We start from the raw sequence: 26,081 nt of genomic DNA, 5'->3' as shown, positions 1-26,081 counted from the left end.
ATGGGACAATGGGACCGCTTTTTACAGCCCTATAAGCAAGCAGTGGATGAATTGAAAATTAAGCTAAAAGGAATGCGCGCACAGTTCGAAAAATCAAATGAAACGTCACCAATAGAATTTGTAACAGGTAGGGTGAAACCACTTGCAAGTATTTATGACAAGACGTTAGAAAAAGGTCTAGTCTTTGAACCGTCAGATATGCTAGCGCATGAGTTACAAGATATTGCAGGGGTACGTATCATGTGTCAATTCGTGGATGAAATTCCTACTGTTATTGAATTATTAAGACAGCGCAATGATTTAACAGTTGTAGAAGAAAGAGATTATATCACCAATGTAAAAGTTAGCGGATATCGTTCTTATCATATGATAATTGAATATCCTGTCGGAACAATTCAAGGTGAGAAAAAAATTTTAGCTGAAATTCAAATTAGAACACTTGCAATGAACTTCTGGGCATCTATTGAGCATTCATTGAACTATAAGTATAAAGGGATTTTTCCTGAGGAAATAAAAAATCGCCTACAAAGCGCAGCAGAGGCAGCGTTCCGATTAGATGAGGAAATGTCTTTAATTCGCGAGGAGATACAGGAAGCTCAAAAGTATTTTACCGAATACAAAGAGGCTTCAAATCCAAAAGTTAGAGAGGATAATTCGAAGGGAGCTCATGAAAACCTATGAAATTTGCCGTTCAATCACGTAATGATCCACAATCAAATGAATTAATGGAAAGAGCTATCTCGTACTTAACTGATTTTGGATTAGAAATAGATGAAGAAAAGCCAGATATCGTGTTGTCGATTGGTGGAGATGGTACACTGTTACATGCATTTCATCGATATAGCCATATATTATCAGATGTTGCATTTGTAGGTATCCATACGGGGCATCTAGGTTTTTATGCTGACTGGAAGCCAATTGAAATCGAGAAATTGGTTATCTCTATAGCAAAGAATGACTATAATGTAATCGATTATCCCCTATTAGAAGTTGTGATTAATTATCAAAATTCAGATGAAAATTACACTTATTTAGCTTTGAATGAATCTACAGTTAAATCCCCAGAAGTAACATTAGTAATGGACGTTGAATTAAATGGGAAACCATTTGAACGCTTCCGTGGAGATGGACTTTGTGTTTCTACACCTTCAGGAAGTACAGCTTACAATAAGGCACTTGGTGGTGCCATTTTACATCCATCAATAGAAGCTATTCAAGTGACTGAAATGGCATCTATTAATAATCGCGTTTTTCGTACAGTCGGATCTTCATTAGTGTTACCGGCACATCATAGTTGCGTGCTAAAACCAGTGAAGGCTAAAGACTTTATGGTTACAGTCGATCATGTACAGTTATTGCATAAAAATGTAAAATCAATTCAGTACAAAGTTGCGAAGGAAAAGGTGAGATTTGCTCGCTTTAGAGCATTCCCATTTTGGCAACGTGTACATGATTCTTTTATCGATAGTGATTTGAAATAATATGAAAGATTTACGATATCGCTTAACCTTTAAAGTAGAGCACGACCAACTTTTTAGAGATGCACTTGCCATGTGGGGGATTTCTAAGAGAGCTTTAACAGCAATAAAATTTCAAGGTGGACAACTTTTAGTAAATGATATTGAGCAAAATGTCCGTCATAGCCTAAAGAAGAATGATTTAGTCACAATCATCTTCCCTCCAGAAGAAATTAGTAAGGGATTAGTTCCTGAAGATGGGAAGCTCGAGGTCATGTTCGAGGATCATGAACTGCTAGTTATTGCTAAACAACCTTATCAAAATACGATTCCTTCCCACGATCATCCCAAAGGTAGTGTTGCTAATTTTGTAGCTGCCCATTTACAACAGCAAGATTTAGCTTCAACGGTACATATTGTAACGCGTCTAGATAGAGATACATCTGGAATTATGTGTATTGCTAAGCATCGCCACGTTCACCATCTTATGAGTGAAGCTCAAAAGAAACATGCTATACATCGGACTTATGAAGCAATCGTACATGGCCATTTGGAATTAGAACAGCAAGAAATTATTGCTCCAATTGGGCGTAAAGATGGTAGTATTATTGAACGTGAAGTACGAAGTGATGGACAGTTTGCTCACACAGATGTTGTCGTATTAAAACGAACAAGGTTAGATGGAGAAGCAATTACTCATATTCGTTTAAAGTTACACACAGGACGTACGCATCAAATTCGTGTACATATGGCATTTATTGGACATCCACTTGTTGGAGATACGTTGTATGGAGGCCATAGAAATTTAATCGATCGCCAAGCATTACATTGTGTTGAGCTTCAGTTACATCATCCAGTGACGAAACAATTTTACAGCTGGCAAATAGGTTTACCAAAAGATATGCAATCACTACTAATAGAATAATTAATGTAAGGTGCTTTTATTAAAAGAAGCACCTTATTTTTGATTTCCTGGGAAATTTAAATATGCTATTTGTAAAAATGCACTACCGAATGTTAGTATTAGGGGTGTTCAAAAGGCTGAAATTAAAAAGTTTTTTTAAAAAATAATTGCTCTTTTGAAGGTCTACACTCTATTATAGTAAGGTGTTATTTTAACTGACTTAATGAGTCGAGAGGAGGGGACATGCATGATAGAAGAAACAAAGGAAAAAGATGAAGTACAATTCGATGAGCAGCATCTACGTCAATTACTGGAGAATTCAGAGACAGATAATTTTCGCGAGGAGTTTCTAGCACTTCATCCGTATGATCAGGCACAGTTTTATGAGAAGGTGGGACCAGACATACGACAGATTATCTATCAGTATCTCTCCCCTAAAGAGATGGCTGACATTTTTGAAGCTATTGAACTCGATGATGACGAATATAAAGGCATTTTAGAGGAAATGGATACGACGTATGCAGCGCAAATGATAGCAGCCATGTATACCGATGATGCGGTTGACGTTTTAAATGAATTAGATAAAGATCAAATCACTCATTTCCTTAAAATTATGGATAAAGATTCGGCACAGGATATTAAAGAACTTCTGTACTATGCAGAATATACAGCTGGTTCTATAATGACGACAGAATATGTCGCTATTCCTGAAAACTCAACCGTTCGTTCAGCGATGACAATTTTACGCAACGCAGCGCCAGATGCAGAAACGATTTATTATATATTTGTTGTCGATGATACAAATCATTTAACGGGTGTCATTTCTTTGCGTGACTTAATCATTGCAGAAGAAGACACATTAATACGACAAATAATGAATGATCGTGTTGTAAGTATTAATGTAACTGACGATCAAGAGGCAGTCGCGCAAATTATGAAGGACTATAACTTTTTAGCTGTACCTGTTATTAATTCAAAAAACGAAATGCTGGGTATCATTACAGTTGATGATATTATTGATGTCATTGATGAAGAGGCGTCAGATGACTACTCTAAATTAGCCGGGGTTTCAGATATGGTGACATTCGACAAAAGCCCGTTTGCTGCAGCGAAGAAACGCTTGCCATGGCTTGTTGTATTATTATTTTTAGGCATGTTAACCGCTAATTTGGTAGATTTATTTACTGGAACATTAGAAAAAGTGGCAATTCTTGCTGCTTTTATTCCTTTAATAGGTGGTACGTCAGGAAATAGTGGAACGCAAGCATTAGCCGTTGCTGTTCGAGGGATTGCTACTGGTGATGTTGAAGAAGAGAGTAAGATGAAGTTATTATTACGAGAAGCAATCACAGGCATAATTACAGGTGTTGTTTGTGGTGCTATTGCATTTGGTATTGTGTTCTTTTGGAAACACATGTGGCTTTTAGGAGTATTGGTAGGAACCGCTATTTGTTGTTCAATTGTTGTTGCAACAATTGCAGGATCTTTTATACCGTTATTAATGCACCGACTGAAAATTGACCCTGCAGTTGCATCTGGTCCTTTTATTACAACATTAAATGATATAACAAGTATTTTAATTTATCTTGGGATTGCAACGATGTTCATTAGTAAATTAATGTGAACTTATTTTCCGGAGGAGCATACAATATGAAAAAAAGGATGTGTTACCTTGGGGAATCGCCCACTCCTTTTTATCAAAGCTCCCCCGGCTTTTTTTATTGATATTAATAGTGATAGTACTTCTGTTGTGGAAGATGCTATTGAAGAGGTAGTTGTAGATGTAGATGTAGATGATGTTGTAGAAGAGTCAACGGAACAAGTAGAATCCATAGAACCAGTTATAGAAGATGCTGAAATTCGTCGTAAAACAGAGCGTTTAATATTTTTATCTGCACCGTTTCAACAGAAAGCTTATCAACCATTGCAATTTAGTTTATCAGATGGCCGTATTATAGAAGGTGTCGTCGATCGTGTGATGCAAGATGAAGTAATTTTGAAAAGTTACACAGGTGTCGTATATCCAACGAAAATTAATGAACTCGTGGAAATTAAGTGGCGAGGAAAAGTATTTTAACAGCTGTCCCTTTAAAGGGATGGCTTTTTTTATGCAAAAATAAATCATAACTGCATAAGATAAAAATACAATATCACAAAAAGCCCCGAAAGTTAGATTACCTAACTTTGGAGCTCATTGCCTGACACTGCTATCATCCATTTTAAAACAAAGACACTACTGCAAAGTCCTTTGACTTGATATTAGTCGCATACATCTTCTAAAAAGACGTCTTTTATACATTGAACTGCACAGAAGCAATTTAAGTCAACAGTAACACAGCTAGTAGATGCTTCCCAATTTACAACTTTACAAATCATTGATAAATCTACTTCATTGCCGCAATCTGTTAACAAATCAGCTACATGATTACCGTGTTTTAAAGGAATTAATACACGTAAAGTAGCACAGCAACCGTCGAAAATATCCTCTACTCGGAAAAAGACCGAGAAACAGTGATGATCGCCAGAAGCATTAGTTCTGAAAAACGCTTTAAAAGGAGTACCGTCTTTGTTTAATAGCATAAATACACGTGTATTAGCTTGTGTTCGTGCAGGGCTTACTAATCCGCCAAGAGGTTCTAGGAAACAGTTAGTTGGGCAAGGGCCACAACCGTCATCAACGTTTTGGTCTTGAATGTCTTTAATTGCGCGTACTACGTCGCAAACACATCCTTTTGAAACTTTGTGACCTACTGCATTATCATTTCTTCCGCATCCCATTTTTAATTTCACCCCCTTTTCAATCTCCTTATACAATATGTCTTTTTAGAAAATGAACTAGGGCAACTGCCTCAGTTATGCATAATTTTTCGAAATAAACGCATACTGTTTTTAAAAAAAGGTGAAGTATATGAAGAGAAACGTTTTAAGGTTTTTGTTATTAATATGTTGTATTCAGTTATTGGTCGCTTGTAGTGGAGAACAGAAGGAGAAATTTGCCACGTACCATGCAGCAGGGGATAATGGATCGCAATCGACTATTGAAAAGCTTCTGAATGATGAAAAATCGATTGAAAAAGGTACTGCGGTCTTCGTGGATGATGTTATTTTAGTGGGTGTGCAGATAAAACCTTTTTCAAAATTAAAACGAACCAAAATCGAAGAAGGTTTACAGAAGAAATTTGAAAAAGAATTTCCTGATAAAGAAGTACTCGTTAGTACTGACTTTAAAATATCTTGGGAAACACAAAAGCTTATGAAAAAAGAGTTAACTGAAAAAGAACTAAAAAAGAAAATTAAGAAATTACAAGATCTTGCAAAGGAAGAAACCTGATGAATCAAAAAGATTACGAGCAATTACAAACAAAACTGTCACCTAAAACGCCAATTGGATTAAATTTACTAAAAGCTTTTTTAGTTGGAGGTATTATTTGTGTAATCGGACAAGCCATTTCTTTTTTCTATATTATGAATTTTGATTTTACAGAGCGTACAGCAGGTAATCCAACGGTAGCAACAATGATATTCATTTCATTATTACTGACTGGATTTGGACTTTATAAAAAGCTAGGTCAATTTGGAGGAGCAGGGTCAGCAGTACCAGTTACCGGCTTTGGTAATGCAGTTATTTCAGCAGCTATTGAACATAAGACAGAAGGTTTAGTGCTCGGAGTAGGTGGGAATATTTTCAAATTAGCAGGTTCGGTTATTGTGTTCGGAGTTGTATCTGCCTTTTTTGTAGCACTTGTTAAATTAATTTTAGTAACGATTGGGGTGACTCAATGGTGATGGATAAAGGTGTAATTTATTTTCCATCTAAGCCGTCCATTTTAGCAGCCGGAGTAGTAGTTGGGCCATTGGAGAAGAGAAGTGTTTTTGCTCGGAATTTCGATTTAGTACTAGATGATGAAAGGGCAGATCAAAAAACAAATGAGCAAGGACATCAACATTTGATTGAAGAAGCTGCACAAATCGCATTACAAAAAAAGAAGTTGACTAAGGATGCAGTAGATTTCTTTATAGGTGGAGATTTAGTCAATCAAATGACGCCAACGAATTTTGCTGCTGCTACTATTGGAAGCCCTTTTATCGGTATGTACTCAGCGTGTGCTACATCAACCTCAGCCGTTATTATCGCTAGCTTACTAACGGAGCTAGGTGGTAGCCATTATGCAATCGCTGGGGCTGCAAGTCAGCATAATGCGATTGAAAGGCAATTCAGATATCCTGTCGATTATGGAGGTCAAAAACCAGCAACTGCACAATGGACTGTAACTGCTGCAGGTTATGTTCTTATTGGTAAACATCAAGAAGGAGAACCATGCATTGAGGCTGCGACTTTCGGAAAAGTAGCGGATTTTCAACAATCAGATCCATTTCATATGGGGGCAGCAATGGCACCAGCAGCTTTTTCAACGATTAAACAACATTTAAAAGGTAGAGGTCAAACTGTACAAGATTACGATGTTATTATGACAGGTGATCTTGGAAAAGTGGGCTTGCCTATTTTAAAAGAAATGTTAAGGCAAGCTGGATTTACGACAAAACAGTTAGAAACAGTTCGCGATGGCGGAGCTGAGTATTACGGAGATAATCCATTGTTTTTAGCTGGTGCAAGTGGAGCAGGGTGCTCCGCGTCTGTTTTTTTTAGCGAAATACTAGCAGAACTAAAAAGCGGACGGATGAAGCGAGTACTGTTAGTAGCAACAGGCGCTCTCTTGTCTCCGTTATCTGTGCAACAAAATCAATCGATTCCAACCGTTGCACATGCAATCGAAGTAACGATGAAATGAGGGAATAAAATGTTTACTTCTTTTATAATCGCATTTATTGTTGGCGGATTGATTTGTGTAATTGGTCAACTGCTGATGGATGTCGGTAAATTAACACCTGCACATACATTGTCCATACTTGTTGTCACAGGTGCAATCTTAGATGGCTTTGGCTTATATGAGCCACTTATTGATTTTGCTGGTGCAGGCGCAACAATCCCTATTACGTCTTTTGGTAACTCTCTAACACACGGTGCTTTAGCAGAAGTTGAAAGGCATGGTTGGATAGGAGTTTTAACGGGTATGTTTGAAGTGACAAGTTCGGGTATTAGTGCGGCCATCATATTTGGATTTATAGGAGCTTTAATTTTTCGATCAAAAGGAAATATCGACTAGTTCAAACGCCCTCTTCTTTCTGTAAACCGTTGCATACAATACGGTGAGAGAGAGGAGGGATTTCTTATGTCTGGATTCTCAGGTTATGGTTACGGCTACGGCGGTGGCTACGGCGGCGGAAACGAATGCTACTATGGCGGCAATAGCGGCAATGGTTCAACATTTATTCTAATCGTTGTTCTATTCATCTTGTTGATTATTGTTGGCGCAAGCTTTATGGGTTAAAAAGGGGGGACTTAAATGCAAAGCTCATTCTTTCGAAAAATAGAAGGAAAAACGGGCGTACCAATGGAAGATGTACTTGCATTAGCAAATGCTATTCAATATGCAGATTTTCAAGACGAACGCCAGATTCGACAAATTATTCGTAAAGTATCTCAACTAGCAAATAAACCAGTAACAAAAGAGCTAGAAGAAAAAATCGTCGCATCTATCTTAAAAGATGGTAAATCTTTAGATTTAAATAAAATCCAAAAAATGTTATAGCATAAAATAATATTCTCAGTAATATACTAACTTTAATCGAAAATATGTCTTTGCAGGAAAAGTTATAGTATAGGAGGAAATTGTGATGGGCTACATTCTACCAGTTCAGCCATTTCAAGCAATGCAATATGCAGAACGTATTAACATGAAAGCATATAATTATGCTCATGTTAATGCAGTTGCAAAAGTAAAAAAGCAATCTCATTTTGAACGAGAGCTTGATATGCGTGCTGAACTTACTGAAATGCAATTGAACCATGAAAAAAACAAAAATCGTGGGAACTCCCTTCAAGTTCATCAACAATTCATCCATCCTAACCCAGCAGAGTTATCAAAATTTGAACTAAAGGTTACTGATAGAGGTAAATATTATAGTAAATATGTTTGAAAAATACTATAGACGATTATCATACGGTACTTCGAATAATAAAAAGGAGCCAATCCATGGTTGAGTTTACAATCAACCGTGGTTGGCTTTTTTTGCTGTAGAATAAATGAAAAAAAGCTAAAAATATTTATTGATAAAATAAAAAAGCTGCTAAAACGCCGATTGGTCAGCATTTTAGCAACTTATTATTAGAATTCCTTTTCCATTGCGCGATATGGAATACCAGAATCCAAAAATTCAGGTGATGTAATAATATAATTTTGTTTTTCGTAGAAAGGAATAGCGTGAGTTTGGGCATTTAATTTCACTTTTGCTAATTGATGACTCTTAGCGTATTTCTCTAAGTGTGTCATCATTAAAACACCGATTTGCTTTCTTCGAAAATCAGGTAATACACAAACACGGTCAACTTTAGCGATATTACCGTCAACAATTCTTACTCTGCCTGCTGCAATCGGTTCTTCGCCATTGTATGCTACGAAATGTGTTGCTTCTTTGTCGTATTCATCTTTTTCTAAAGGAAGAGGAACACCTTGCTCTTTAACAAAGACTTCCTCCCGAACAAAGAAAGCATCTCGTAACTCTTTCTCTGTCTCAGCAATTTTAGCAAAAACCAATAATTACTCAGCTCCAGACAGTCGGAACGTTTCGTGTACCGTCCAAGAACCGTCTTCTAATTGATAAAGTAAATGAATACGATCAATAACTTCTTCGGAATGAACATCTGTCATGCGTAGCTGACCATAAATATCATCATGCTCACCTGAGGACATATCTTGTGCAATAGTAATATGCGGAACAAATTTATATTCTGGTTCTTGTCCGAATGATGTAGCATGCAATGTATCATGTAATTTTTGAAGCTGTTCTGTTGCTTCTACTTTTAGATAGATAGCATTGTTCACTGGCGCAAATGAACTTACTTTTGATACGTGAATTGAAAGCGGTTTAAATTGTTTACTAATTTCTTGGAGCAAATTAGTAACTTCGTTCACTTTTGAGTCATCTACTTCAAAAGCACTTTTTAAAGTAATATGAGGTGTGATTTTAGAGAAATGCGTGTCATATCTTTTTCTATATGAATTCGCAAAATCTTGTAATTTCTTAGATGGAAATGCAACAATACCGTATTTCATAATTCCGTACCCCCTAAGTAGTTTTATATAGCTTTTCTTAATTTTCAGTATAACAGAAAAAAGTTAATATTCATTGTGAAATACATGTTAAATACTAAAGTTTTGTTTTATGACACGTTTTAAGTCAGGTTGCCAAAACTTCCACGAGTGATTTCCTTCGAATTCATCGTAGAAAGTAGAAAAGCCTTTGTTGACTATCAACTCATGTAATGCACGATTAGGAGTAAGGAAATCTTTTATACTCTTATCCATAGTTACTACTTCATGTTCTTTTGTACCAATAACGTGATAGATTGAAAAAGCATGAACATCTTGTACCTGTTGCACTTTTTCTAAAACATCATCATTTACTAGAGGTGACTGCATTAATACTTTACCAAATATATTCGGATATTGGATGGCTGCTAGTAAAGATACTGTCGCAGCCTGCGAATCTCCAATCAACGCTCGACCCATCCCCATTTGATATGTAGAGTAATGCTCGTCTATATAAGGAACAAGTTCATGTGCTAAAAAGCGTAAGTAAGCTTGATGCTTCTCTCCATTTGGCAAATATTTTTGTCGTCGATCCTCAACATTTTTATAAGGTACACCTACAATTATTAAATTTTCGATATCGCCTTGCTCCAAATAGTCATCTACTACTCGTGAGATTCGACCGAGTTGAAAATAATCTTTGCCATCAGATGCGATTAACACTGAGTATTTATAAAGTGGTGAATAGCTTGCAGGTAAGTAAATTAATAGATGAATGTCCTCTTGTAAGGATTCACTGAAAAAATCTATATCTGTGATTGTGCCACGATTCAAAGCCGTCACTCCTTCAGTTTTCTGTACGGAAATTGTAACATATAAGAAAGTAAAGGTATAATAGTAATAATAAAGGACTATTAATTTGGAAATGAGGATGAGTCATGTATAACAAAAAACTTCAAGTTTCATCTGAAGTAGTCGCTAAAGCGGCACGCGATGCTTTAGAACGTCGCGGTGTAACATTAAAGGATATCGCGGAAATTGTGTATGAAATGCAATTTGCATATAATGAAGGACTATCTCTAGATCATTGTATTGAATCGGTTGATAAAGTACTTTATAAACGTGAAATTCAACATGCAATTTTAGTAGGGATTGAGCTAGATGAATTAGCAGAGAAAAAGTTACTGTCAGCGCCACTACAACAATTAGTTGAATCCGATGAAGGATTATTTGGAGTTGATGAGACAATTGCTTTAGGAGCAGTATTTACTTACGGTAGTATTGCTGTAACAACTTTTGGACATTTAGATAAACAGAAAATCGGAATAATACAGCAACTTGATACAAAAGCGGGTGAAGGTGTTCATACATTCCTAGATGATTTAGTAGGAAGCATTGCTGCATCTGCTGCATCACGTCTTGCACACCGTATTCGTGATTTAGAAGAGCAAGGAAAATCGATCAAAGACATTGAACCATACGGTACTACAACAGATTAATACAAATCTAGTCATTGCCCAGCCTTCTGACGAAGACTGGGTATTTTTTTGCTTTAAATCCTGAAAGTAAGCCGATAACTAATAGTTTATGTTAAGATTACGATGGTGATGACAATGAAAAAATGGGGACTCCTTCTTATCGGCTGTCTAGTATTTATACTACAAGCATGTACAGAAACTACAGTGACAAAAAAAGAAGAATCAGAAAAGCGAATAGATGTCGAAGTAGTAAGTATCATGGACGGTGATACGATTAAAGTAAAATACGATGGCGAAACAAAGAAAGTACGCTATTTATTAGTAGATGCACCTGAAATGTACCATAAACAATTAGGTGAACAACCTTTTGGACGAGAAGCGCAGGCTCGTAATCGTGAAATATTGAACAACGCAAAGCAAGTTTCAATTCAATTTGATGTTGGTGAACATGAAGATAAATATGGTCGCCTTCTTGCCTATACATATGCGGATGGGAAAAGTGTTCAAGAGCAACTAATCCGTGAAGGTCTTGTACGTGTTGGTTATATATATGAACCGAATACGACAAATGTGAAAGCTTTTGAGAAAATTCAAAATGAAGCAAAAGCATCGAGAAAAGGAATTTGGCAATATGACGGTTATGTAACAAATAGAGGTTTTGATAAATCGGTTGTGAGAAGTGGGGTGCCTACTGAAGGGCAATCAAAAAACTCAAATAAATCCGATAGCTCAAATAAAACGAACAATAGAAGTTGTTCTATTAAAGGTAATATAAATAGTAAAGGGAATAAGCTGTATCATATGCCAGGCTCTAACAATTATGATGCAGTTAAAGAAGAAGAAATGTTCTGTACTGAAAAAGAAGCGGAGCAAGCTGGTTTTAAAAAAGCCAGTTAAATATTAGGAAAAGGACTTCACGGAATTGTGAGAAGTCCTTTTTTTAATAGTTATTTTTCCACTTATTATTTTTTAGTCATAAATAATACATTATCCGTCGGTTCATACTTTGCTCCATAAAGAAATTCATCTTTGTACGCATGAATATTTTCATATACCCATTTCATTTGTCCAAGTATTTCTTCTTCAGCAACACCCGTTGGTGCCCAGTAATGGATATCCATTTTCAGAGGTTCGCCTGTCTTTACATGATGCCTGCAATAACAAATCTGTGTAGCTAGATTGAAATGGTGACGTTTATAGAAGCGTAATCGTTTTTCTGTGTCATCTTCAGCTTGAGCAAGTGACTCTACCTCCAATAAAATTGGTTTGCCATTACCTTTTAAATGTTCTAAAATTTTACCACCCAATCCTTCACCACGTGCAGTTAAGGAAACATATAAATAATCGACAAATATAAAATCAGTGTGATCTACATATGTTAATACGTATTTTTCGTCCTCTACCTTTTTATAAATATCTATTTTATCTTTCAGTAAAAGTTCTATATGTTGACGTGATTTCATTTCCTCAACTGGAAAATATTCATTCAGTTTTCCAAACCAATCCATATGTATATCCCCTTTCAATCTAATTTTATTATGCAGTGTATTGCTGAAAAAATAAAATAGTAATACATCAAAAGGGTGAGATGTTGCTCAATCTTATGAAGGAATTAATAAGTTTAATTAAATGGTAATATCCTTTCAAAGGGGTGGTAAATATGAATAATGATTGGTCAGAAAATATGTTAGTTACACAAGTTAGGGTTGCTAGACCTACAGATCAGTTACGACAAGTTGAGCATTTTTATTGTAAAGGTTTAGGATTGACGAAAATTGGATCATTTACAGGGCAAGATTATGAAGGTTTATTGATTGGGCTCCCAACGGCAACATATCATTTGGAATTTACCCAGCACAAAAATGGCAGTCCTTGTCCAGCACCAACTAAAGATAATTTAATTGTATTTTATATACCACATCAACAACAAATTGATACGATTATCGAGAGATTAAGAGAATTAGGCTATAATGCAGTTCCTCCAGAAAACCCTTATTGGGAAAAGGAAGGTAAGACAATCGAAGACCCTGATGGCTGGAGAGTAGTGTTAATGCATACAGCTGGAATTTAATATGATACTCTAATGTAAAGATGGTTTAGGAGGTACTCACATGACAGAAATTTGTGTAGTAAGACATGGAGAAACGGATTGGAATGCACTAGGGAGGTTGCAAGGTGTAACAGATGTACCTCTTAATGACAGAGGAATCCAACAAGCAAAAGAATGTGGTGTATTTTTCAAAAATACTAACTGGGCTGCAATTTATACAAGTCCATTAACAAGAGCAAAACATACAGCAGAAATAATAAACGAACAATTACACATACCCTTATTTGAAATTGAGGAGTTTAAAGAACGTTCTTTCGGTGAAGCAGAAGGTATGGATATGGAAGAACGTATAAAAGCGTTTCCAGATAAACAATATCCAAATCAAGAATCATTGGACTCAGTGCTTACAAGGTTACGAAATGGACTTGTTGAAATTTTCGAGCAGTATCCAAATGACCGAGTCATTCTAGTAGCTCACGGAGCGGTAATTCATGCGCTCTTTACACTACTCGAGAATGGCGATTCTTTTCCACAGGAAGTACGATTAGCTAATGCAGGCGTCAGTTATATTACGATACAAGAAGATAGATGGTTACTTGGCGAATTTAATCAATCATCACATTTGTCGCAAGTAAGTGAAACAGGAAAGATTTAAGATGTGTATGAAATTATGCACATCTTTTTTATTTCTTTGAAAATGCGTTTGAAAAAGGAGCTTTTAAAAATGTAGGATATTTAACAGCTGTGTCAAGAAAGGATCAAAAATTGATATGATTAATAAGGAGCAGTATGATATGAGGTTACAGCTAGTACTCGATATCGGAAAGTAATAAGAGTAGTGAAGGTGTAATTGTTAATTAATACAAAAATAGGGAATGGTCTAAAAAATCAATATTTGAGATTTACATGATTGCTTTTTTTGATGTTGGACATACTACTGTGAAATGAATTTGTTATAATTCATTTTCAATTTTCCCTACTTTCATTAGTTTTATTACCATTTTCTTTTTTGTATTTCTGTGGATTTTGATGGATGAGAGAAGTTGTCTGTGGTGTATGAATAATTGCATCTGTTATTGTTGGATTTATCTTTGATGGTATACAAGGATTCCCACAAATGTTTAACGAGTCTGTAGTTTTTGAAGTTGGACTCATATTTGTTGTCTCATTAACGGAAAAAAGACTTTTCTTTAGCCAATATCGTTAGCTTTGTAAATTGTAAAACCTACATTTTGTATTAAAATGGTAGGTATTTTGTCGAAAAATAAATCGTTTACAAAGAAAGTTGATATTGACAAAGAAATGTTATATTTATCAATGGATTGACCCTGATATTCAAGGGTTTTTTTGCACCGAAATATATATTTTTCGACAAAATTCGATAAAAAAAATCATGTAATATTCCACATTGGAACAATTTTTTTTCGAATTTGTGAACGCTAATGTTACAGAATTGTAAAAGTTGTCATAGAATATGTAAAAATAGCAGATATTCTATTAAATTATTGTTAAGCTAATTTAGCGTTCAGGACAAATATATGTTTTGACACTAACTTTTTCAGGAGGAATTTATGTTTAATCGAAAAAAGCCAGATCCATTCTTTGAAGTTTTAGCAAAAATTGCCATTAATGTGCAAGAGGCAATGCATTATGCCAACGATTTCCGTATTCAGAGTTTGGAAGACTTAGAAGAAATTAGCAAACGAATGAAAAAATATGAAACGGATGGGGATTCTCTCATTCATGAATTAATCGTGATGCTGAATAAATCATTTATGACCCCAATTGAAAGAGAGGATATTTTAGCGCTTGCAAACAGTATGGATGACGTTCTTGATGGTATGGAAGAATGTATTGCACACTTTGACATGTTCGCGTTAATCGATATCGATGAGTCAATGAATACATTTATCAGTTATATTGTGAAAAGTGCTGATGAAATTGTAAAAGCTATGGACTTATTAAAAACGAAAAACCTAATTGGTATGCGTGATCATGCCATTTTAATAAAAGATTATGAAAGCAAATGTGATGAAGTGCTTCGTACATCCATTAAGCAACTATTCTTGCATGAAAAAGATCCGATCCAACTTATTAAGTTCAAGGATATCTATGAACAATTAGAGGATATTGCAGATGATTGCCAAAATGTAGCGAATACTATGGAAACTATTATTATGCGTAATGCATAGGAGCAGGAGTCACGAATGGATACAATACTCTTATTAACAGTTTTAGTTGTTATTTTTGCACTGACATTTGACTTTATCAATGGTTTCCATGATACAGCAAATGCCATTGCTACATCAGTATCGACACGAGCTTTGCCACCTAAAGTAGCAGTAATTATGGCTGCGATTATGAACTTTATAGGGGCAATCACATTTACAGGTGTTGCAAAGGCAATTACGAAAGACATCGTAGATCCTTTCGCATTATCAAATGGTTCTGTGATTATATTAGCTGCATTACTTGCAGCAATTATTTGGAACTTAATTACTTGGTATTATGGAATTCCGTCTAGTTCATCTCATGCGATTATTGGTGCTATCGCTGGTGCTGCTATTGCAGCAGCCGGTTTTGGTATCTTGAACTACACAGGTTTCGTGAAAATATTACAAGCTTTATTATTATCACCTTTTATTGCTATAGCAGCTGGTTTCTTGATGATGTCTTTATTCAAAGTCATTTTCAAAAATGCAAATTTGTATCGTACAAATAAAGGAATTCGATATTTACAAATTTGTACTGCTGCACTTCAATCGTTTACACATGGTACGAATGATGCGCAAAAAGCAATGGGTATTATGACAATGGCTTTAATCGCTGGAGGATTACAAACTGGCGATGACATTCAAGGTTGGGTTCGAGTTTCTGCAGCATTAGCAATGGGACTTGGTACTTCAATCGGTGGTTATAAAATCATCAAAACAGTTGGTGGTAAAATTATGAAATTGCGCCCAGTTAACGGTGCAGCAGCCGACTTAGCTTCTGCTTCAGTTATCTTTAGTGCAACGTTAATTCACTTACCAGTTAGTACTACACATGTTATTTCTTCCGCTATTATGGGGGTAGGAGCTGCACAACGTGTGAAAGGTGTTAAATGGGGAGTAGCTCGTAAAATTATTATGACTTGGATTATTACAATGCCATCATCAGCAGCAATGGCTGCATTGATATTCTACATTTTAGATTTCTTTTTCTAAAACTTAGCTAACAACTGCCTGACAACTGATCACAAATCGGTTGCAGGCATTTTTTATTTACATTATTATTTGAAAATTATGAAAATATACTTATAATTGATAGAAGGAAGAAAATAGGATGTGGGGGGATTATTTTGAAGAATAAGAGATTAGGAATCATTGTTGTCGTAATGGCTATGCTTTTCATATTGGTAGCATGTTCAACTGACGACTCAAAAGGTGAAAAGTCATCAGACGGAAAAGAAAATAACAATGACAAGCAGACTGTTGTTTATGGTCGCGGAGCGGATTCAGTGTCATTGGACCCTAGTACAGTAACCGACGGTGAATCGTTCAAAGTAGCACGCAATATTTTTGAGACATTATTAGTATTTGGAGAACAAGATACTTCTACACAAGCTGGACTAGCTAAGGATACGAAGATTTCTGATGATGGTAAGACGTATACTTTTATGCTAGAGGAAAATGTTAAATTTCATGATGGTACAGACTTTAATGCGGAGGCTGTTGTTAAAAACTTCGAACGTTGGATGAATGGTAGTGCAGATCAATTTCCTTATTATGCAGACATGTTCGGTGGCTTTAAAGGCGACGAAAATCATATTATTGAAAGTGTGAAAGCTGATGGAGATTATACATTCATCATTCAATTAAAGAAACCAATGATTCCACTTTTAAATAATTTAGCAATGGTGGCTTTTTCAATTGCAAGTCCAACTGCATTTGAAAAAGACGGGGGGAAATTTGGAGAAAATCCTGTAGGGACAGGTCCATTTAAATTTTCAGAATGGAAAAGAAATGATTCAGTCGTTTTGACAAAAAACAATGATTACTGGCAAGATGGTTTACCAAAGCTGGATAGTGTCATTTTCAAAGCAATGCCAGATAATGCAGCAAGGTTAAATGCATTAATGAGTGGAGAAATTGATATTGCAGATGGTGTAGCACCTGCATCAATTTCCACAGTTGAACAAAATGACCAAATTACTTTAATTGAACGCCCTTCATTTAATGTCGGATATTTAGGGATGACAACAAATAAAGCACCATTTACTGATATAAAGTTACGTCAGGCTATTAGCCATTCAGTCAATCGTCAAGTGATTGCGGACACATTCTTTGAAGGGAAAGCATTGGTAGCAAAAAATCCAGTGCAACCCACAGCTTTAGGCTATAACGAAGATACGCCTTTATATGATTATGATCCTGAAAAAGCGAAAGCATTATTGAAAGAGTCTAGTTATGATGGTAAAGAATTAGAGTTATGGGCAATGCCTGTACCACGTCCATATATGCCAGATGGCCAAAAGGTTGCTGAAGCGATTCAGAAGAATTTAGAGGATGTGGGGATTAAAACGAAAATTGTGTCGTTTGAATGGGCGACATATTTAGAGAAAACAAAAGCAGGTGAAGCAGATTTATTTTTACTTGGTGGAACAAGTGATAATGGAGATCCTGACAATTTATTATCTTTGTTCTTTGATCGTGACGGGTCGTTAAATAACTCTCAATTTTCAATTGACAAAGTTCAAAAACTCCTGCAAGCTGGTCGTTCTGAACAGGATGTAGAAAAACGGAAAGAGTTATATAAAGAAATTCAACTTATTTTGCATAAAGAAGCACCGGTATTGCCATTAGTACATTCCACACCACTATTAGCAGCATCTAAATCAGTGAAAAACTTTAAAGCACATCCTACAGAAGCTGATGATTTAAAGAATGTCTCTGTAGAATAAAATAAAAACAACACGCTCGTTTTTTAGAGCGTGTTGTTTTTTGTAAACGATATTATATAGCTCGGTATTTTTTTAGCGCTATGATATTCAAGAAAATAAATAGTACTGAAAATAATAGTAATACACCGAGGTCGATAACGATATCTGCAAATGCAAACCCTTTATACATAACACCCGTAAGAGCATCCGCAGCGTAGTAAAGAGGCATAATTTTACCGATTGAAAGTAACCAATCCGCCATGCCATCCAGTGGGAATAATCCTGTAAAGAAAATTTGCGGAACAATGACTAGTGGTATAAATTGAACCATTTGGAATTCTGAAGATGCAAAGCTAGATAATAGAATGCCTAATGATAAGGCAACTAATACGAGCAATAAATTAATCAGTAGCACATACCAAATAGATCCAACTAGAACAATATCAAGTATTTTTACAGCATAAAGTACGACAATTGATGTCTGAATGACAGCAAAAATTCCGTAACCGATTAAATAACCAAGTACAACTTCATGACGGCGAATAGGTGTAGCTAATAACCTTTCTAATGTGCCTGTTGTACGTTCCTTTAATAATGCAATTCCTGCAATGAGGAAGACGAAAAAGAATACAAAGAAGCCGACTAAGATAGGACTAATGATGTCAAATAACTGTGTATCTTCATCTCCATATACATAATTTGTAGTTACTCCAAGCGTCGGTATTTTACTAGACATACTATTCATTTGGAGGGTTGTAAGTGCTTGTTTCACCTGCATTTGTAATGTCTTTGCTTTACTAGGTGAATCGTTTTGTAACGTCAAAGAAAGCTGCTTATTTTCAAGTGTTAACCAACCGTCTAAGTCTTTAGCAAGTGCCTCTTCTTGAGAAAGCTGGTTATACTTTTCTACTTCAATATTAGCATTTTCTAATGCTTTAATTATTTTAGTATTTCCACCAACTATGCCAAGCTTCGGAGAATGATCTTCTGTATGAAATATAAAGTACATCAGACTTAAGATGAGGAGAGGTGCAAGAAATAGTAGTGCAAGTGTCCGTTTATCTCTTAGCATTTGCTGAATAATTCTATTTACTAAAGCTACAATCCTCATGTTTTAGCACCTCCAGCTCGTAAAAACACCTCATCAAATGTGTCTGCGTCATAAATTTTTCTTAATTTAGTAGGCGTCCCATTAGCGATTATTTTACCTTCTTTCATTAAGGCGAGTTCATCGCACTTTTCAGCTTCATCCATTACATGTGTAGTGATAAGAATGGTTTTCTTTTCTACTTTTTTCAGACGTTCGAGCTCTTGCCAAATTGTGAGTTTTAGAGCAGGGTCAATTCCTACAGTTGGTTCATCTAAAATAAGAATATCTGGATTTTGAAGTAGTGCAATGGCTAAAGAGAGTCTTCGTTTCATACCACCAGAATAGTTTTCAACCTTTTGAGAAAGAGCATTTGTAAGTTGGACAATATCCGCAGCATAAGCAATACGTTTGTCTCTTTCTTTTTTATTTAATGAATATAACTTCGCAAAAAATTGCATATTTTCCATTCCCGTTAAATCGCTATATAATGCATCGGATTGTGCCATATAGCCGATTCTTTTGAGTAAATTGTAATTTGGTACAGTTTGCTGAAAAACTTCTATTTGACCTGCATCCGCTTTTAACATACCTACTATTAGTTTGATTAATGTTGTTTTACCACAACCAGATGGACCGATTAGACCGAAAATTTTTCCTGAGTCAATAGACAGACTGACATTTTGAATAATGGATCTTTTTTGAAAGTGCTTTTGTACATCTGTTAATTGGATTGAGGACATAAAATTCACTCCTTTTATACACATTAATAAATTGAGTTGCTTGTTCACATAGTCTAATTTAGTATGGAAGATATTACAATATCAATTTGCGTAATGGAGGAACTAGATGGAAGAAAGAATAATAGAAGAAATTATAGACTGTATGGCCATATATGGTGACGATAGTACAATTCAAAAAATTCAAACGGCGCATCGTTTGAAGTTAGCGCAGTTTTGGTCAATCAAAAAAGGGATGAGTGTACTGGAAATAGGTTGTGGACAAGGGGATACTACTGCAGTATTAGCACATCTAGTAGGTGAAGGAGGCTTTGTCCATGGTATTGATGTCGCGGATGCAGATTATGGTAGTCCAATCACTTTAGGAGAAGCAGCCTGTCATTTAAAAGCCTCAAAGTTAGGTGCGCAAATACAAATAGATTTAGCTACAGATGTGATTGCAGATGAAATCGATTTTCCAGAAAAATCATTTGATGTGGTTGTGTTATCGCACTGTTCTTGGTATTTCCAGTCAGCCGAGCAGCTAGCAGTCGTATTAAAGAAAGCTAGGAAATGGGGGAAAACATTATGCTTTGCAGAATGGGATGCAAGGGTAACAAGTATTGAACAGTATCCTCATTTTCTGGCTGTATTGATTCAAGCTCAATTTGAAACATTTAAAGAAACAAGTATTTCGAACATCCGGTCATTATTTACGGCGGAGGATATTAAGAAAATCATTCAACAAGCCGGGTGGGAGATCCAAAAAGAGAATATAATTTACTCTCCGGAATTACAGGATGGAGAATGGGAAGTGGATTTTACTATCCAAGATTATGCCAAAGAGCTTCTGGCTGTAGAGTATATTCCAAAAAAGTTGGTCCTATTACTGCAAACTGAAATATTAATACTTAAAGATGCAATACAAAGAAATGCTATAAAACCGATGTCTACATATGTACTAATAAGTAATTAGATATAGATTCTACTGATTGATTAATGCTGAGTCGGCTTTAATTTTAGAGAAGTGGTTTTCATTAGTAAAAGTTTGTTCATCATCGGTTATTCTATTTAGTAATTCAATTTGAGTTAGGTTTAAACCTTTTCTTCTATTTTTACAACATTTCTTCTCGTAACTTTTAGAAATCGATGTTTCTATAATAATGAATTTAACTCTTTTTTAATAAATAAAAAAATACCCCCATGCAAAGTAAAAGCATAGGGATATATAATTATTTTTAAATTGCTTTTGTAACGATATTTACATCAACATTACCACGAGTTGCTTTTGAATAAGGGCAAGTTTGATGTGCTTTAGCTGTTAACTGTTCGGCTACATCTTGTGATACACCTTTCACTTCAACTTCTAAAGTGACAGCGATTTTAAAGCCATTATCGGCTTCATCTTTCACTAAGCTAACTTTAGCCGTAACAGTTGAATCAATAGTTTCATTTTCATTTTTAGCTACTAAATTGAGGGCACCATCATAACATGCGGAATATGCTGCAGCGAATAATTGTTCTGGATTGGAGCCTGTTGGAGTTTCATTTCGCTTTGGCATTTTTAAATCTAAATCAATTATGCCATCATTCGATTTTACATGACCATCTCTACCATTTTTTGCAGTTGCTTCTGATGTAAAGTATACGACCATTTCGTCACCTCATTTATTATTTTGATACCCTTCAACTGTACATGACATAATTTGCATAGTCAAAAATAATGATTGAGTATTCAGTTGTTAAAATTCGGTAGAATAACAAAAAACCTTACGGACCCTTCAATTGATAGAAGGCAGCATAAGGTTTCTTGTTTGAGATTATTGAGTCTTTTGTAAGAATCACTATTCATCATAGTTGTCGAGAGGATAAAAGTCAATATGACGGAAGCTTTTTAGTGAATCTTGGTAATTTAACTAATGTAATAAAGGCTAACTTGTCATGAAGACAGAGCCAGCCTTTTATTTTTAATCTCTTATAATAATTCTTTACGAAGTTCTGCTGCTGATTTTGGTGACAACAAGCCAAAAGGTACATCGAAAACTGTTTTAGCTCCTTTATCGCCAGCTTTGTTAAGTTTGTAAGCAGCACGTGCAAAGGCAACTAGGACACTTGATGTGAAGTATGGGTTGCTTTCTAAGTTTAAAGAGAACTCCATAATTTGCTTATGCTCCGCGTTAGATTCACCACTTCGAATAACGAACCCACCATGTGGCATACCGCTATGATTTGTAGCAAGTTCATCTTCAGAGATGAAATTTACAGTTGTATTATAATCAGAGAAATAGTTTGGCATTGTTTTAATTTGTTCTTCGATATTCACAGCATCTGCGCCATCTTCTAAAACAACGAAACATTCGCGAGCATGTTTTTCACGAGTAGTTAATTCTGGATTTTCACCATTACGTACGCGATTTACTGCCACTTCAATTGGTAAAGTATATTGCACTGCATTTTTAACGCCTTCAATACGACGAACTGCATCAGAGTGGCCTTGACTTAAGCCATCACCCCAAAAAGTATAAGTATTGCCAATAGGTAACACTGCTTCTCCTAAAAGACGGTTTAATGAAAATAGACCTGGATCCCAACCAACTGAAATGATGCTTACTTTATTTGCAGGTTCTGCAACTGCATTTACTGCATCAAAGAAAGCTGGAATTTTGGCGTGTGTATCAAAGCTGTCGATAGTGTTAAACCATTGAGCGAAATGAGGTACTTGCTCCGGTAAGTCCGTAGCAGATCCCCCACATAAGATCATGACATCAATGGCATCTTTAAATTCTTCTGCATCATTTACCGCATATACTGGGACATTAGCGCTCTCGATTTTTAATGAAGAAGGGTCACGACGAGTAAATACTGCCACTAATTCCATATCAGGGTTTTGGGCAATTGCCCCTACAACGCCACGTCCTAAATTACCATAACCTACAATACCAATTCGAATTTTACTCAAAGACTTTCCTCCTAAAAATATGTATAGTATCAATAAATATAATTCCAATTGTACTTTTAATTTTGAAAATTCACAATGCTATACATGAGATTAATAGTGAGAGGGAAGGGGTTGTTTGAGCTTGTAAGTCATGTAGATAGTACTTCGCGGAGGAGATGGCTTCTCCTCATTATTGCATTAATGTTACTGAGAGAAAAAGCTATTCTTATGTGAGTAATTTTATCGCTGGTAAGGAATAAATTTACTATTTTAATAAAGGTGTTTATCTATATCAAAATATCTATATGTGATTTACGTTATAAATTAGCTAGTTAAAGTTAATATTTTCTCGAAATATATTAATTATATACATATTCAGAAAATTTAATGTTATTGTAATATTACAAATTTTATTAATTGGAGGTTATATTATGGCTCAAATGCTTGCCCTTGTTATATTATTAGGGATTTTATATATTGGCGATGTTGTGGCAACTAAAACGAAAGCATGGATTCCGTCTGTATTTGTTTGCGCTGTACTGTTTTTATTGGGGTATTGGACGTTTTTTCCGAAGAATATTGTAGAGATTGCAGGTATTCCAGCAATCGTAGCAACAATGATGATGTACTTATTAATTACTAACATGGGTACTTTACTTTCATTGAAAGAATTAAGAAATCAATGGAAAACGATAGTTATTGCACTATCAGGAATTTTAGGTATTATCGTTATCTTATTTACGATAGGCGCTTTGATTTTCGATCTGCAAACGATGATTGTTGCGATTCCTCCACTAGTTGGTGGATTAGTTTCAGCTCTTATTATGTCTGAGGGAGCAGCGAATGCAGGGTATGATGATCTAGCTGTTTTCGCAATTGTCATATATGTTATTCAAGGTTTTGCTGGTTATCCACTAACGTCAATTTTCTTAAAAAAAGAAGGGAATCGGTTATTAAAGCTATATCGTTCTGGTGAGATAAAAGCTCAGGAAATAACAGTTGAAGAAGAGGAAAAACTAGAAAAACCAAGAATATTTAAGAAACTACCTGATCGCTACAATACGGATTATTTCAAATTTTTCCGATTAGCCATTGTTGGCTGTTTAGCGTATTTTACATCAACTGCATTAGCTCCAATTATTACAGTAAATGCATTAGTACTATGTTTACTATTTGGTGTAATTGCTACTTCACTAGGTTTCTTAGAAAAGCAGCCTTTACAAAAGGCAAATGGTTTCGGTTTTGCCATCATGGCATTAATGTTATTTATTTTTGATGGTTTAAAAAATGCTACACCAGAAATGATGCTACGAATAATTACACCTTTAATAGTTAGTATCGTTCTTGCAGTAATTGGCATGTATATCTTTTCATTTATCGCAGGAAAAATTTTAAAAGTAAGTCCAAATATGGCGTTTGCTGTATCATTAACAGCCTTATATGGCTTCCCAGCAGATTATATTATTACAAATGAAGTTGTGAACGCTGTAACATCAGATAAAAAAGAACGTGAATTTTTAACAAGTCATATGCTTCCACCGATGCTTGTTGGTGGTTTCATCACAGTTACGATAGTTTCTGTTGTATTAGCAGGCTTATTTGTAACCTGGATTAAATAATAAAGGGGTCCTTCAAATGGGGAAAAATATAAAAGAAATTATTGCAAGTTATAATGATGAGTTAGTCGCCATTCGTCGTAAACTACATAAAGAGCCAGAGTTATCATGGCAGGAGTTTAAAACAACTCAGTTTGTATGCGATTATTTAGAACAACTGAACATTCCGTATAGAAAAACTGAACCAACTGGTGTAATTGCTGATATTACAGGTGGGAAGCAAGGTAAAACGGTTGCTCTTCGTGCAGATATGGATGCTTTATCTGTTTATGAATTAAATCGTGAGCTTGAATATCACTCACAAGAAGATGGCAAAATGCATGCATGTGGACATGATGCTCATACAGCAATGTTATTAATTGCTGCAAAAGCTCTAAATGAAATAAAAGATGAGCTAGAAGGAGAAGTGCGCTTAATCTTCCAACCAGCAGAAGAAGTGGCAACAGGTGCTAAGGAGATGGTTCGTCAAGGAGCAGTTGAGAGTGTTGATAATGTGTTTGGAATTCACATTTGGTCGCAAATTCCTTCACATAAAATCCAATGTGCACCTGGCCCATCATTTGCATCAGCAGATCTCTTTAAAGTGATATTTAAAGGTCGCGGTGGTCATGCTGCAATGCCGCATGATACGGTTGATGCAGTAATGATTGCATCATCATTTGCATTAAATGTACAAACAGTTGTATCGAGAACAGTTAACCCGTTACGTCCAGCCGTACTAACAATAGGTAAAATGGAGGTAGGCACTCGTTTTAATGTTATTGCAGAAAATGCAGTTCTTGAAGGGACGGTTCGTTGCTTTGATGTAGAGACTCGTCAACATATAGAAGCACAAATTCATCAATATGCAGAGCAAATTGCCGCAATTTATGGTGGTACTGCCGAAGTTGAGTATAACTATGGTACACAAGCTGTCATCAATGATAAAGATAGTGCAGAGTTAGCACGTCAAGTCATTGAACAATCATTCGGAGAAGAATCATATTATCTTGATGATCCTACAATGGGCGGAGAAGATTTCAGTTTCTATCTTGATAAAGTACCTGGTTGTTTTGCTTTAGTTGGCTGTGGTAATGCTGAAAAAGATTCACAATGGGCACACCATCATGGACGCTTCAATGTAGATGAAGATACATTGAAAGTTGGTTCAGAGTTATTTGTACAATACGCAGTGAATTTTTTAAAGAGAAATAACTAATGTTTTTCATCAAAGCATGTACTTGACTACTTTTAATAATTAAGAAGTCCCTCGCTAAGTTTCAGTAAATACGATTGTTTGCCATTATTTTTAATTGTAAAGGATAAGGGTGTAGAAGTATTCGTATAGCTTTATATGTCAAGAACAGACTTCGATGTTGAGAAAAAAGAGAGAAAGGTGGCCTTTCGTTCAAAGTAGAACAAAAAGTCACCTTTTTTATTTTCCCTAAGATTACTGAAATTAATATACTTGATTAGTTTGTTGAGTTGAATTAGTTGATTGAGCTTGTTCAGAACGTCTAAAAAAGATAAACGACAAACTCAAAACCTGATACAAGGTCAACTATATTTATGGGTGGTACATTTACCAATAGCATCTAGTTTTCTTTACTCACTTCTTTCTGCAAAAATTGAGTAAAATACAGAATTAACCTGTTATAACAATTAGTGATGTTTTTATATGACTCAAGTTAAGAAAAAGAAAAAGAACAGCTGTTCAAAGGTATCAACCGATGTACATCAGCCAAATTAAATTCGCAATGTTAGATTAAACTTTATGTATA

General features: G+C 35.4%; 31 protein-coding genes. 22 read left to right on the top strand and 9 right to left on the bottom strand.

Annotation, left to right across the window (positions count from 1 at the left end):
- The 5 genes from MKY02_RS18085 to MKY02_RS18065 all read left to right on the top strand — a co-directional run bounded on the left by MKY02_RS18085 (position 1) and on the right by MKY02_RS18065 (position 4,438).
- Positions 1-681 (top strand): GTP pyrophosphokinase, encoded by a 681-nt coding sequence (locus tag MKY02_RS18085; RefSeq protein ID WP_038179606.1) that lies wholly within the window; start codon positions 1-3, stop codon positions 679-681.
- The gene (locus tag MKY02_RS18080) at positions 678-1,481 is read left to right on the top strand and encodes an NAD kinase (RefSeq protein ID WP_038179603.1); all 804 of its coding nucleotides are present in this window, start codon (positions 678-680) and stop codon (positions 1,479-1,481) included. The genes MKY02_RS18085 and MKY02_RS18080 overlap by 4 nt, the downstream gene beginning before the upstream one ends.
- 1 nt (position 1,482) lies before the next feature.
- A complete protein-coding gene (locus MKY02_RS18075) occupies positions 1,483-2,382 on the top strand; it encodes an RluA family pseudouridine synthase (protein WP_340711591.1) in 900 nt (299 codons plus the stop codon).
- Positions 2,383-2,608: 226 nt separating this feature from the next.
- Positions 2,609-3,985: a magnesium transporter gene (mgtE, locus tag MKY02_RS18070; protein WP_038179599.1), complete on the top strand. Its 1,377-nt coding sequence runs from the start codon at positions 2,609-2,611 to the stop codon at positions 3,983-3,985.
- Between the two features lie 48 nt (positions 3,986-4,033).
- On the top strand, positions 4,034-4,438 hold the full coding sequence (locus MKY02_RS18065) for a hypothetical protein (RefSeq protein ID WP_076065658.1): 405 nt from the start codon (positions 4,034-4,036) through the stop codon (positions 4,436-4,438).
- Positions 4,439-4,620: 182 nt separating this feature from the next.
- Here MKY02_RS18065 and MKY02_RS18060 read toward each other — a convergent pair whose 3' ends face one another.
- Entirely contained in the window at positions 4,621-5,139 is a 519-nt protein-coding gene (locus tag MKY02_RS18060; protein WP_038179593.1) for a CotY/CotZ family spore coat protein, read from the bottom strand.
- Between the two features lie 130 nt (positions 5,140-5,269).
- Here MKY02_RS18060 and MKY02_RS18055 point away from each other — a divergent pair, with 130 nt between their 5' ends.
- The 7 genes from MKY02_RS18055 (at position 5,270) to MKY02_RS18025 (ending at position 8,400) form a co-directional block, all read left to right on the top strand.
- Positions 5,270-5,692 (top strand): YhcN/YlaJ family sporulation lipoprotein, encoded by a 423-nt coding sequence (locus MKY02_RS18055; protein ID WP_076065659.1) that lies wholly within the window; start codon positions 5,270-5,272, stop codon positions 5,690-5,692.
- Positions 5,692-6,147 carry a stage V sporulation protein AC gene (gene spoVAC / locus MKY02_RS18050; protein WP_038179591.1) on the top strand — a complete coding sequence of 152 codons (456 nt, stop codon included), beginning with the start codon at positions 5,692-5,694 and terminating at the stop codon, positions 6,145-6,147. Before MKY02_RS18055 ends, spoVAC begins: the two co-directional genes overlap by 1 nt.
- A complete protein-coding gene (locus MKY02_RS18045) occupies positions 6,141-7,151 on the top strand; it encodes a SpoVAD (RefSeq protein WP_051448558.1) in 1,011 nt (336 codons plus the stop codon). The genes spoVAC and MKY02_RS18045 overlap by 7 nt, the downstream gene beginning before the upstream one ends.
- A gap of 9 nt (positions 7,152-7,160) precedes the next feature.
- Complete coding sequence (gene spoVAE, locus MKY02_RS18040; protein ID WP_038179589.1) at positions 7,161-7,526, top strand: stage V sporulation protein AE; 366 nt, start codon at positions 7,161-7,163, stop codon at positions 7,524-7,526.
- A 66-nt stretch (positions 7,527-7,592) separates the two neighbouring features.
- Positions 7,593-7,751 carry a YjcZ family sporulation protein gene (locus MKY02_RS18035; protein ID WP_076034082.1) on the top strand — a complete coding sequence of 53 codons (159 nt, stop codon included), beginning with the start codon at positions 7,593-7,595 and terminating at the stop codon, positions 7,749-7,751.
- Positions 7,752-7,766: 15 nt separating this feature from the next.
- Entirely contained in the window at positions 7,767-8,012 is a 246-nt protein-coding gene (locus MKY02_RS18030) for a stage VI sporulation protein F (protein WP_038179588.1), read from the top strand.
- An 85-nt stretch (positions 8,013-8,097) separates the two neighbouring features.
- Positions 8,098-8,400: a hypothetical protein gene (locus MKY02_RS18025; protein ID WP_038179587.1), complete on the top strand. Its 303-nt coding sequence runs from the start codon at positions 8,098-8,100 to the stop codon at positions 8,398-8,400.
- Between the two features lie 188 nt (positions 8,401-8,588).
- Here the strand turns inward: MKY02_RS18025 and MKY02_RS18020 are convergent, their stop codons facing one another.
- The 3 genes from MKY02_RS18020 to MKY02_RS18010 form a co-directional block, all read right to left on the bottom strand.
- Positions 8,589-9,017, bottom strand: coding sequence for a GNAT family N-acetyltransferase (locus MKY02_RS18020; protein WP_038179585.1), 429 nt, complete (start codon positions 9,015-9,017; stop codon positions 8,589-8,591).
- Positions 9,018-9,020: 3 nt separating this feature from the next.
- Complete coding sequence (locus MKY02_RS18015; RefSeq protein WP_340711590.1) at positions 9,021-9,536, bottom strand: YjcG family protein; 516 nt, start codon at positions 9,534-9,536, stop codon at positions 9,021-9,023.
- Positions 9,537-9,623: 87 nt separating this feature from the next.
- Positions 9,624-10,346 (bottom strand): alpha/beta hydrolase, encoded by a 723-nt coding sequence (locus MKY02_RS18010; RefSeq protein ID WP_340711589.1) that lies wholly within the window; start codon positions 10,344-10,346, stop codon positions 9,624-9,626.
- A 104-nt stretch (positions 10,347-10,450) separates the two neighbouring features.
- Between MKY02_RS18010 and MKY02_RS18005 the strand changes: the two genes are divergently transcribed.
- Positions 10,451-11,011, top strand: coding sequence for a phosphatidylglycerophosphatase A family protein (locus MKY02_RS18005; protein ID WP_038179580.1), 561 nt, complete (start codon positions 10,451-10,453; stop codon positions 11,009-11,011).
- Positions 11,012-11,125: 114 nt separating this feature from the next.
- Positions 11,126-11,887 (top strand): thermonuclease family protein, encoded by a 762-nt coding sequence (locus tag MKY02_RS18000; protein WP_340711588.1) that lies wholly within the window; start codon positions 11,126-11,128, stop codon positions 11,885-11,887.
- 65 nt (positions 11,888-11,952) lie between these two features.
- Here the strand turns inward: MKY02_RS18000 and MKY02_RS17995 are convergent, their stop codons facing one another.
- Entirely contained in the window at positions 11,953-12,498 is a 546-nt protein-coding gene (locus MKY02_RS17995; RefSeq protein WP_076065662.1) for a GNAT family N-acetyltransferase, read from the bottom strand.
- A gap of 152 nt (positions 12,499-12,650) precedes the next feature.
- Here MKY02_RS17995 and MKY02_RS17990 point away from each other — a divergent pair, with 152 nt between their 5' ends.
- From MKY02_RS17990 to MKY02_RS17970, 5 genes are all read left to right on the top strand, one after another.
- Positions 12,651-13,061 (top strand): VOC family protein, encoded by a 411-nt coding sequence (locus MKY02_RS17990; RefSeq protein ID WP_340711587.1) that lies wholly within the window; start codon positions 12,651-12,653, stop codon positions 13,059-13,061.
- Positions 13,062-13,101: 40 nt separating this feature from the next.
- A complete protein-coding gene (locus tag MKY02_RS17985; RefSeq protein WP_038179571.1) occupies positions 13,102-13,695 on the top strand; it encodes a histidine phosphatase family protein in 594 nt (197 codons plus the stop codon).
- Positions 13,696-14,611: 916 nt separating this feature from the next.
- Positions 14,612-15,232, top strand: coding sequence for a DUF47 domain-containing protein (locus MKY02_RS17980; protein ID WP_038179568.1), 621 nt, complete (start codon positions 14,612-14,614; stop codon positions 15,230-15,232).
- Between the two features lie 15 nt (positions 15,233-15,247).
- The gene (locus MKY02_RS17975) at positions 15,248-16,246 is read left to right on the top strand and encodes an inorganic phosphate transporter (protein WP_038179566.1); all 999 of its coding nucleotides are present in this window, start codon (positions 15,248-15,250) and stop codon (positions 16,244-16,246) included.
- A 134-nt stretch (positions 16,247-16,380) separates the two neighbouring features.
- Complete coding sequence (locus tag MKY02_RS17970; RefSeq protein ID WP_412104672.1) at positions 16,381-17,982, top strand: ABC transporter substrate-binding protein; 1,602 nt, start codon at positions 16,381-16,383, stop codon at positions 17,980-17,982.
- 52 nt (positions 17,983-18,034) lie between these two features.
- Here MKY02_RS17970 and MKY02_RS17965 read toward each other — a convergent pair whose 3' ends face one another.
- Positions 18,035-19,072, bottom strand: coding sequence for an ABC transporter permease (locus MKY02_RS17965; RefSeq protein ID WP_340711586.1), 1,038 nt, complete (start codon positions 19,070-19,072; stop codon positions 18,035-18,037).
- On the bottom strand, positions 19,069-19,791 hold the full coding sequence (locus MKY02_RS17960) for an ABC transporter ATP-binding protein (RefSeq protein WP_038179558.1): 723 nt from the start codon (positions 19,789-19,791) through the stop codon (positions 19,069-19,071). The genes MKY02_RS17965 and MKY02_RS17960 overlap by 4 nt, the downstream gene beginning before the upstream one ends.
- Positions 19,792-19,897: 106 nt before the next feature.
- On the opposite strand from MKY02_RS17960, the gene MKY02_RS17955 reads away from it, so the two are divergent.
- The gene (locus MKY02_RS17955) at positions 19,898-20,743 is read left to right on the top strand and encodes a class I SAM-dependent methyltransferase (protein ID WP_076034077.1); all 846 of its coding nucleotides are present in this window, start codon (positions 19,898-19,900) and stop codon (positions 20,741-20,743) included.
- Between the two features lie 262 nt (positions 20,744-21,005).
- Here MKY02_RS17955 and MKY02_RS17950 read toward each other — a convergent pair whose 3' ends face one another.
- Both MKY02_RS17950 and MKY02_RS17945 read right to left on the bottom strand, forming a co-directional pair.
- Positions 21,006-21,422, bottom strand: coding sequence for an organic hydroperoxide resistance protein (locus tag MKY02_RS17950; protein ID WP_038179555.1), 417 nt, complete (start codon positions 21,420-21,422; stop codon positions 21,006-21,008).
- A gap of 320 nt (positions 21,423-21,742) precedes the next feature.
- Positions 21,743-22,726: a diaminopimelate dehydrogenase gene (locus MKY02_RS17945; protein ID WP_038179553.1), complete on the bottom strand. Its 984-nt coding sequence runs from the start codon at positions 22,724-22,726 to the stop codon at positions 21,743-21,745.
- A gap of 410 nt (positions 22,727-23,136) precedes the next feature.
- On the opposite strand from MKY02_RS17945, the gene MKY02_RS17940 reads away from it, so the two are divergent.
- Both MKY02_RS17940 and MKY02_RS17935 read left to right on the top strand, forming a co-directional pair.
- Positions 23,137-24,324: a hypothetical protein gene (locus MKY02_RS17940; protein WP_038179551.1), complete on the top strand. Its 1,188-nt coding sequence runs from the start codon at positions 23,137-23,139 to the stop codon at positions 24,322-24,324.
- A gap of 16 nt (positions 24,325-24,340) precedes the next feature.
- Positions 24,341-25,519 (top strand): amidohydrolase, encoded by a 1,179-nt coding sequence (locus tag MKY02_RS17935; protein ID WP_038179550.1) that lies wholly within the window; start codon positions 24,341-24,343, stop codon positions 25,517-25,519.
- Positions 25,520-26,081 lie beyond the last annotated feature (562 nt).

The organism is Viridibacillus sp. FSL R5-0888 (assembly GCF_038009105.1).
GTDB classification, from domain to species: Bacteria; Bacillota; Bacilli; order Bacillales_A; family Planococcaceae; genus Viridibacillus; species Viridibacillus arenosi.
Note: the sequence above shows the minus strand (reverse complement) of the source record. Positions and strands in the feature narration are given on the sequence as shown.

Coding starts and splice junctions, on each gene's coding strand:
- MKY02_RS18030 (WP_038179588.1), top strand. CDS start 7,767: ATGCAAAGCTCATTCTTTCGAAAAATAGAAGGAAAAACGGGCGTACCA.
- MKY02_RS17940 (WP_038179551.1), top strand. CDS start 23,137: ATGGCTCAAATGCTTGCCCTTGTTATATTATTAGGGATTTTATATATT.
- MKY02_RS17965 (WP_340711586.1), bottom strand. CDS start 19,072: ATGAGGATTGTAGCTTTAGTAAATAGAATTATTCAGCAAATGCTAAGA.
- MKY02_RS18060 (WP_038179593.1), bottom strand. CDS start 5,139: ATGGGATGCGGAAGAAATGATAATGCAGTAGGTCACAAAGTTTCAAAA.
- spoVAC (WP_038179591.1), top strand. CDS start 5,692: ATGAATCAAAAAGATTACGAGCAATTACAAACAAAACTGTCACCTAAA.
- MKY02_RS17980 (WP_038179568.1), top strand. CDS start 14,612: ATGTTTAATCGAAAAAAGCCAGATCCATTCTTTGAAGTTTTAGCAAAA.
- MKY02_RS18045 (WP_051448558.1), top strand. CDS start 6,141: ATGGTGATGGATAAAGGTGTAATTTATTTTCCATCTAAGCCGTCCATT.
- MKY02_RS18055 (WP_076065659.1), top strand. CDS start 5,270: ATGAAGAGAAACGTTTTAAGGTTTTTGTTATTAATATGTTGTATTCAG.
- MKY02_RS18025 (WP_038179587.1), top strand. CDS start 8,098: ATGGGCTACATTCTACCAGTTCAGCCATTTCAAGCAATGCAATATGCA.
- MKY02_RS18035 (WP_076034082.1), top strand. CDS start 7,593: ATGTCTGGATTCTCAGGTTATGGTTACGGCTACGGCGGTGGCTACGGC.
- MKY02_RS17960 (WP_038179558.1), bottom strand. CDS start 19,791: ATGTCCTCAATCCAATTAACAGATGTACAAAAGCACTTTCAAAAAAGA.
- MKY02_RS17995 (WP_076065662.1), bottom strand. CDS start 12,498: ATGGATTGGTTTGGAAAACTGAATGAATATTTTCCAGTTGAGGAAATG.
- MKY02_RS17955 (WP_076034077.1), top strand. CDS start 19,898: ATGGAAGAAAGAATAATAGAAGAAATTATAGACTGTATGGCCATATAT.
- MKY02_RS18080 (WP_038179603.1), top strand. CDS start 678: ATGAAATTTGCCGTTCAATCACGTAATGATCCACAATCAAATGAATTA.
- MKY02_RS18075 (WP_340711591.1), top strand. CDS start 1,483: ATGAAAGATTTACGATATCGCTTAACCTTTAAAGTAGAGCACGACCAA.
- MKY02_RS17935 (WP_038179550.1), top strand. CDS start 24,341: ATGGGGAAAAATATAAAAGAAATTATTGCAAGTTATAATGATGAGTTA.
- MKY02_RS18085 (WP_038179606.1), top strand. CDS start 1: ATGGGACAATGGGACCGCTTTTTACAGCCCTATAAGCAAGCAGTGGAT.
- MKY02_RS17990 (WP_340711587.1), top strand. CDS start 12,651: ATGAATAATGATTGGTCAGAAAATATGTTAGTTACACAAGTTAGGGTT.
- spoVAE (WP_038179589.1), top strand. CDS start 7,161: ATGTTTACTTCTTTTATAATCGCATTTATTGTTGGCGGATTGATTTGT.
- mgtE (WP_038179599.1), top strand. CDS start 2,609: ATGATAGAAGAAACAAAGGAAAAAGATGAAGTACAATTCGATGAGCAG.
- MKY02_RS17985 (WP_038179571.1), top strand. CDS start 13,102: ATGACAGAAATTTGTGTAGTAAGACATGGAGAAACGGATTGGAATGCA.
- MKY02_RS18000 (WP_340711588.1), top strand. CDS start 11,126: ATGAAAAAATGGGGACTCCTTCTTATCGGCTGTCTAGTATTTATACTA.
- MKY02_RS18015 (WP_340711590.1), bottom strand. CDS start 9,536: ATGAAATACGGTATTGTTGCATTTCCATCTAAGAAATTACAAGATTTT.
- MKY02_RS17975 (WP_038179566.1), top strand. CDS start 15,248: ATGGATACAATACTCTTATTAACAGTTTTAGTTGTTATTTTTGCACTG.
- MKY02_RS18005 (WP_038179580.1), top strand. CDS start 10,451: ATGTATAACAAAAAACTTCAAGTTTCATCTGAAGTAGTCGCTAAAGCG.
- MKY02_RS17950 (WP_038179555.1), bottom strand. CDS start 21,422: ATGGTCGTATACTTTACATCAGAAGCAACTGCAAAAAATGGTAGAGAT.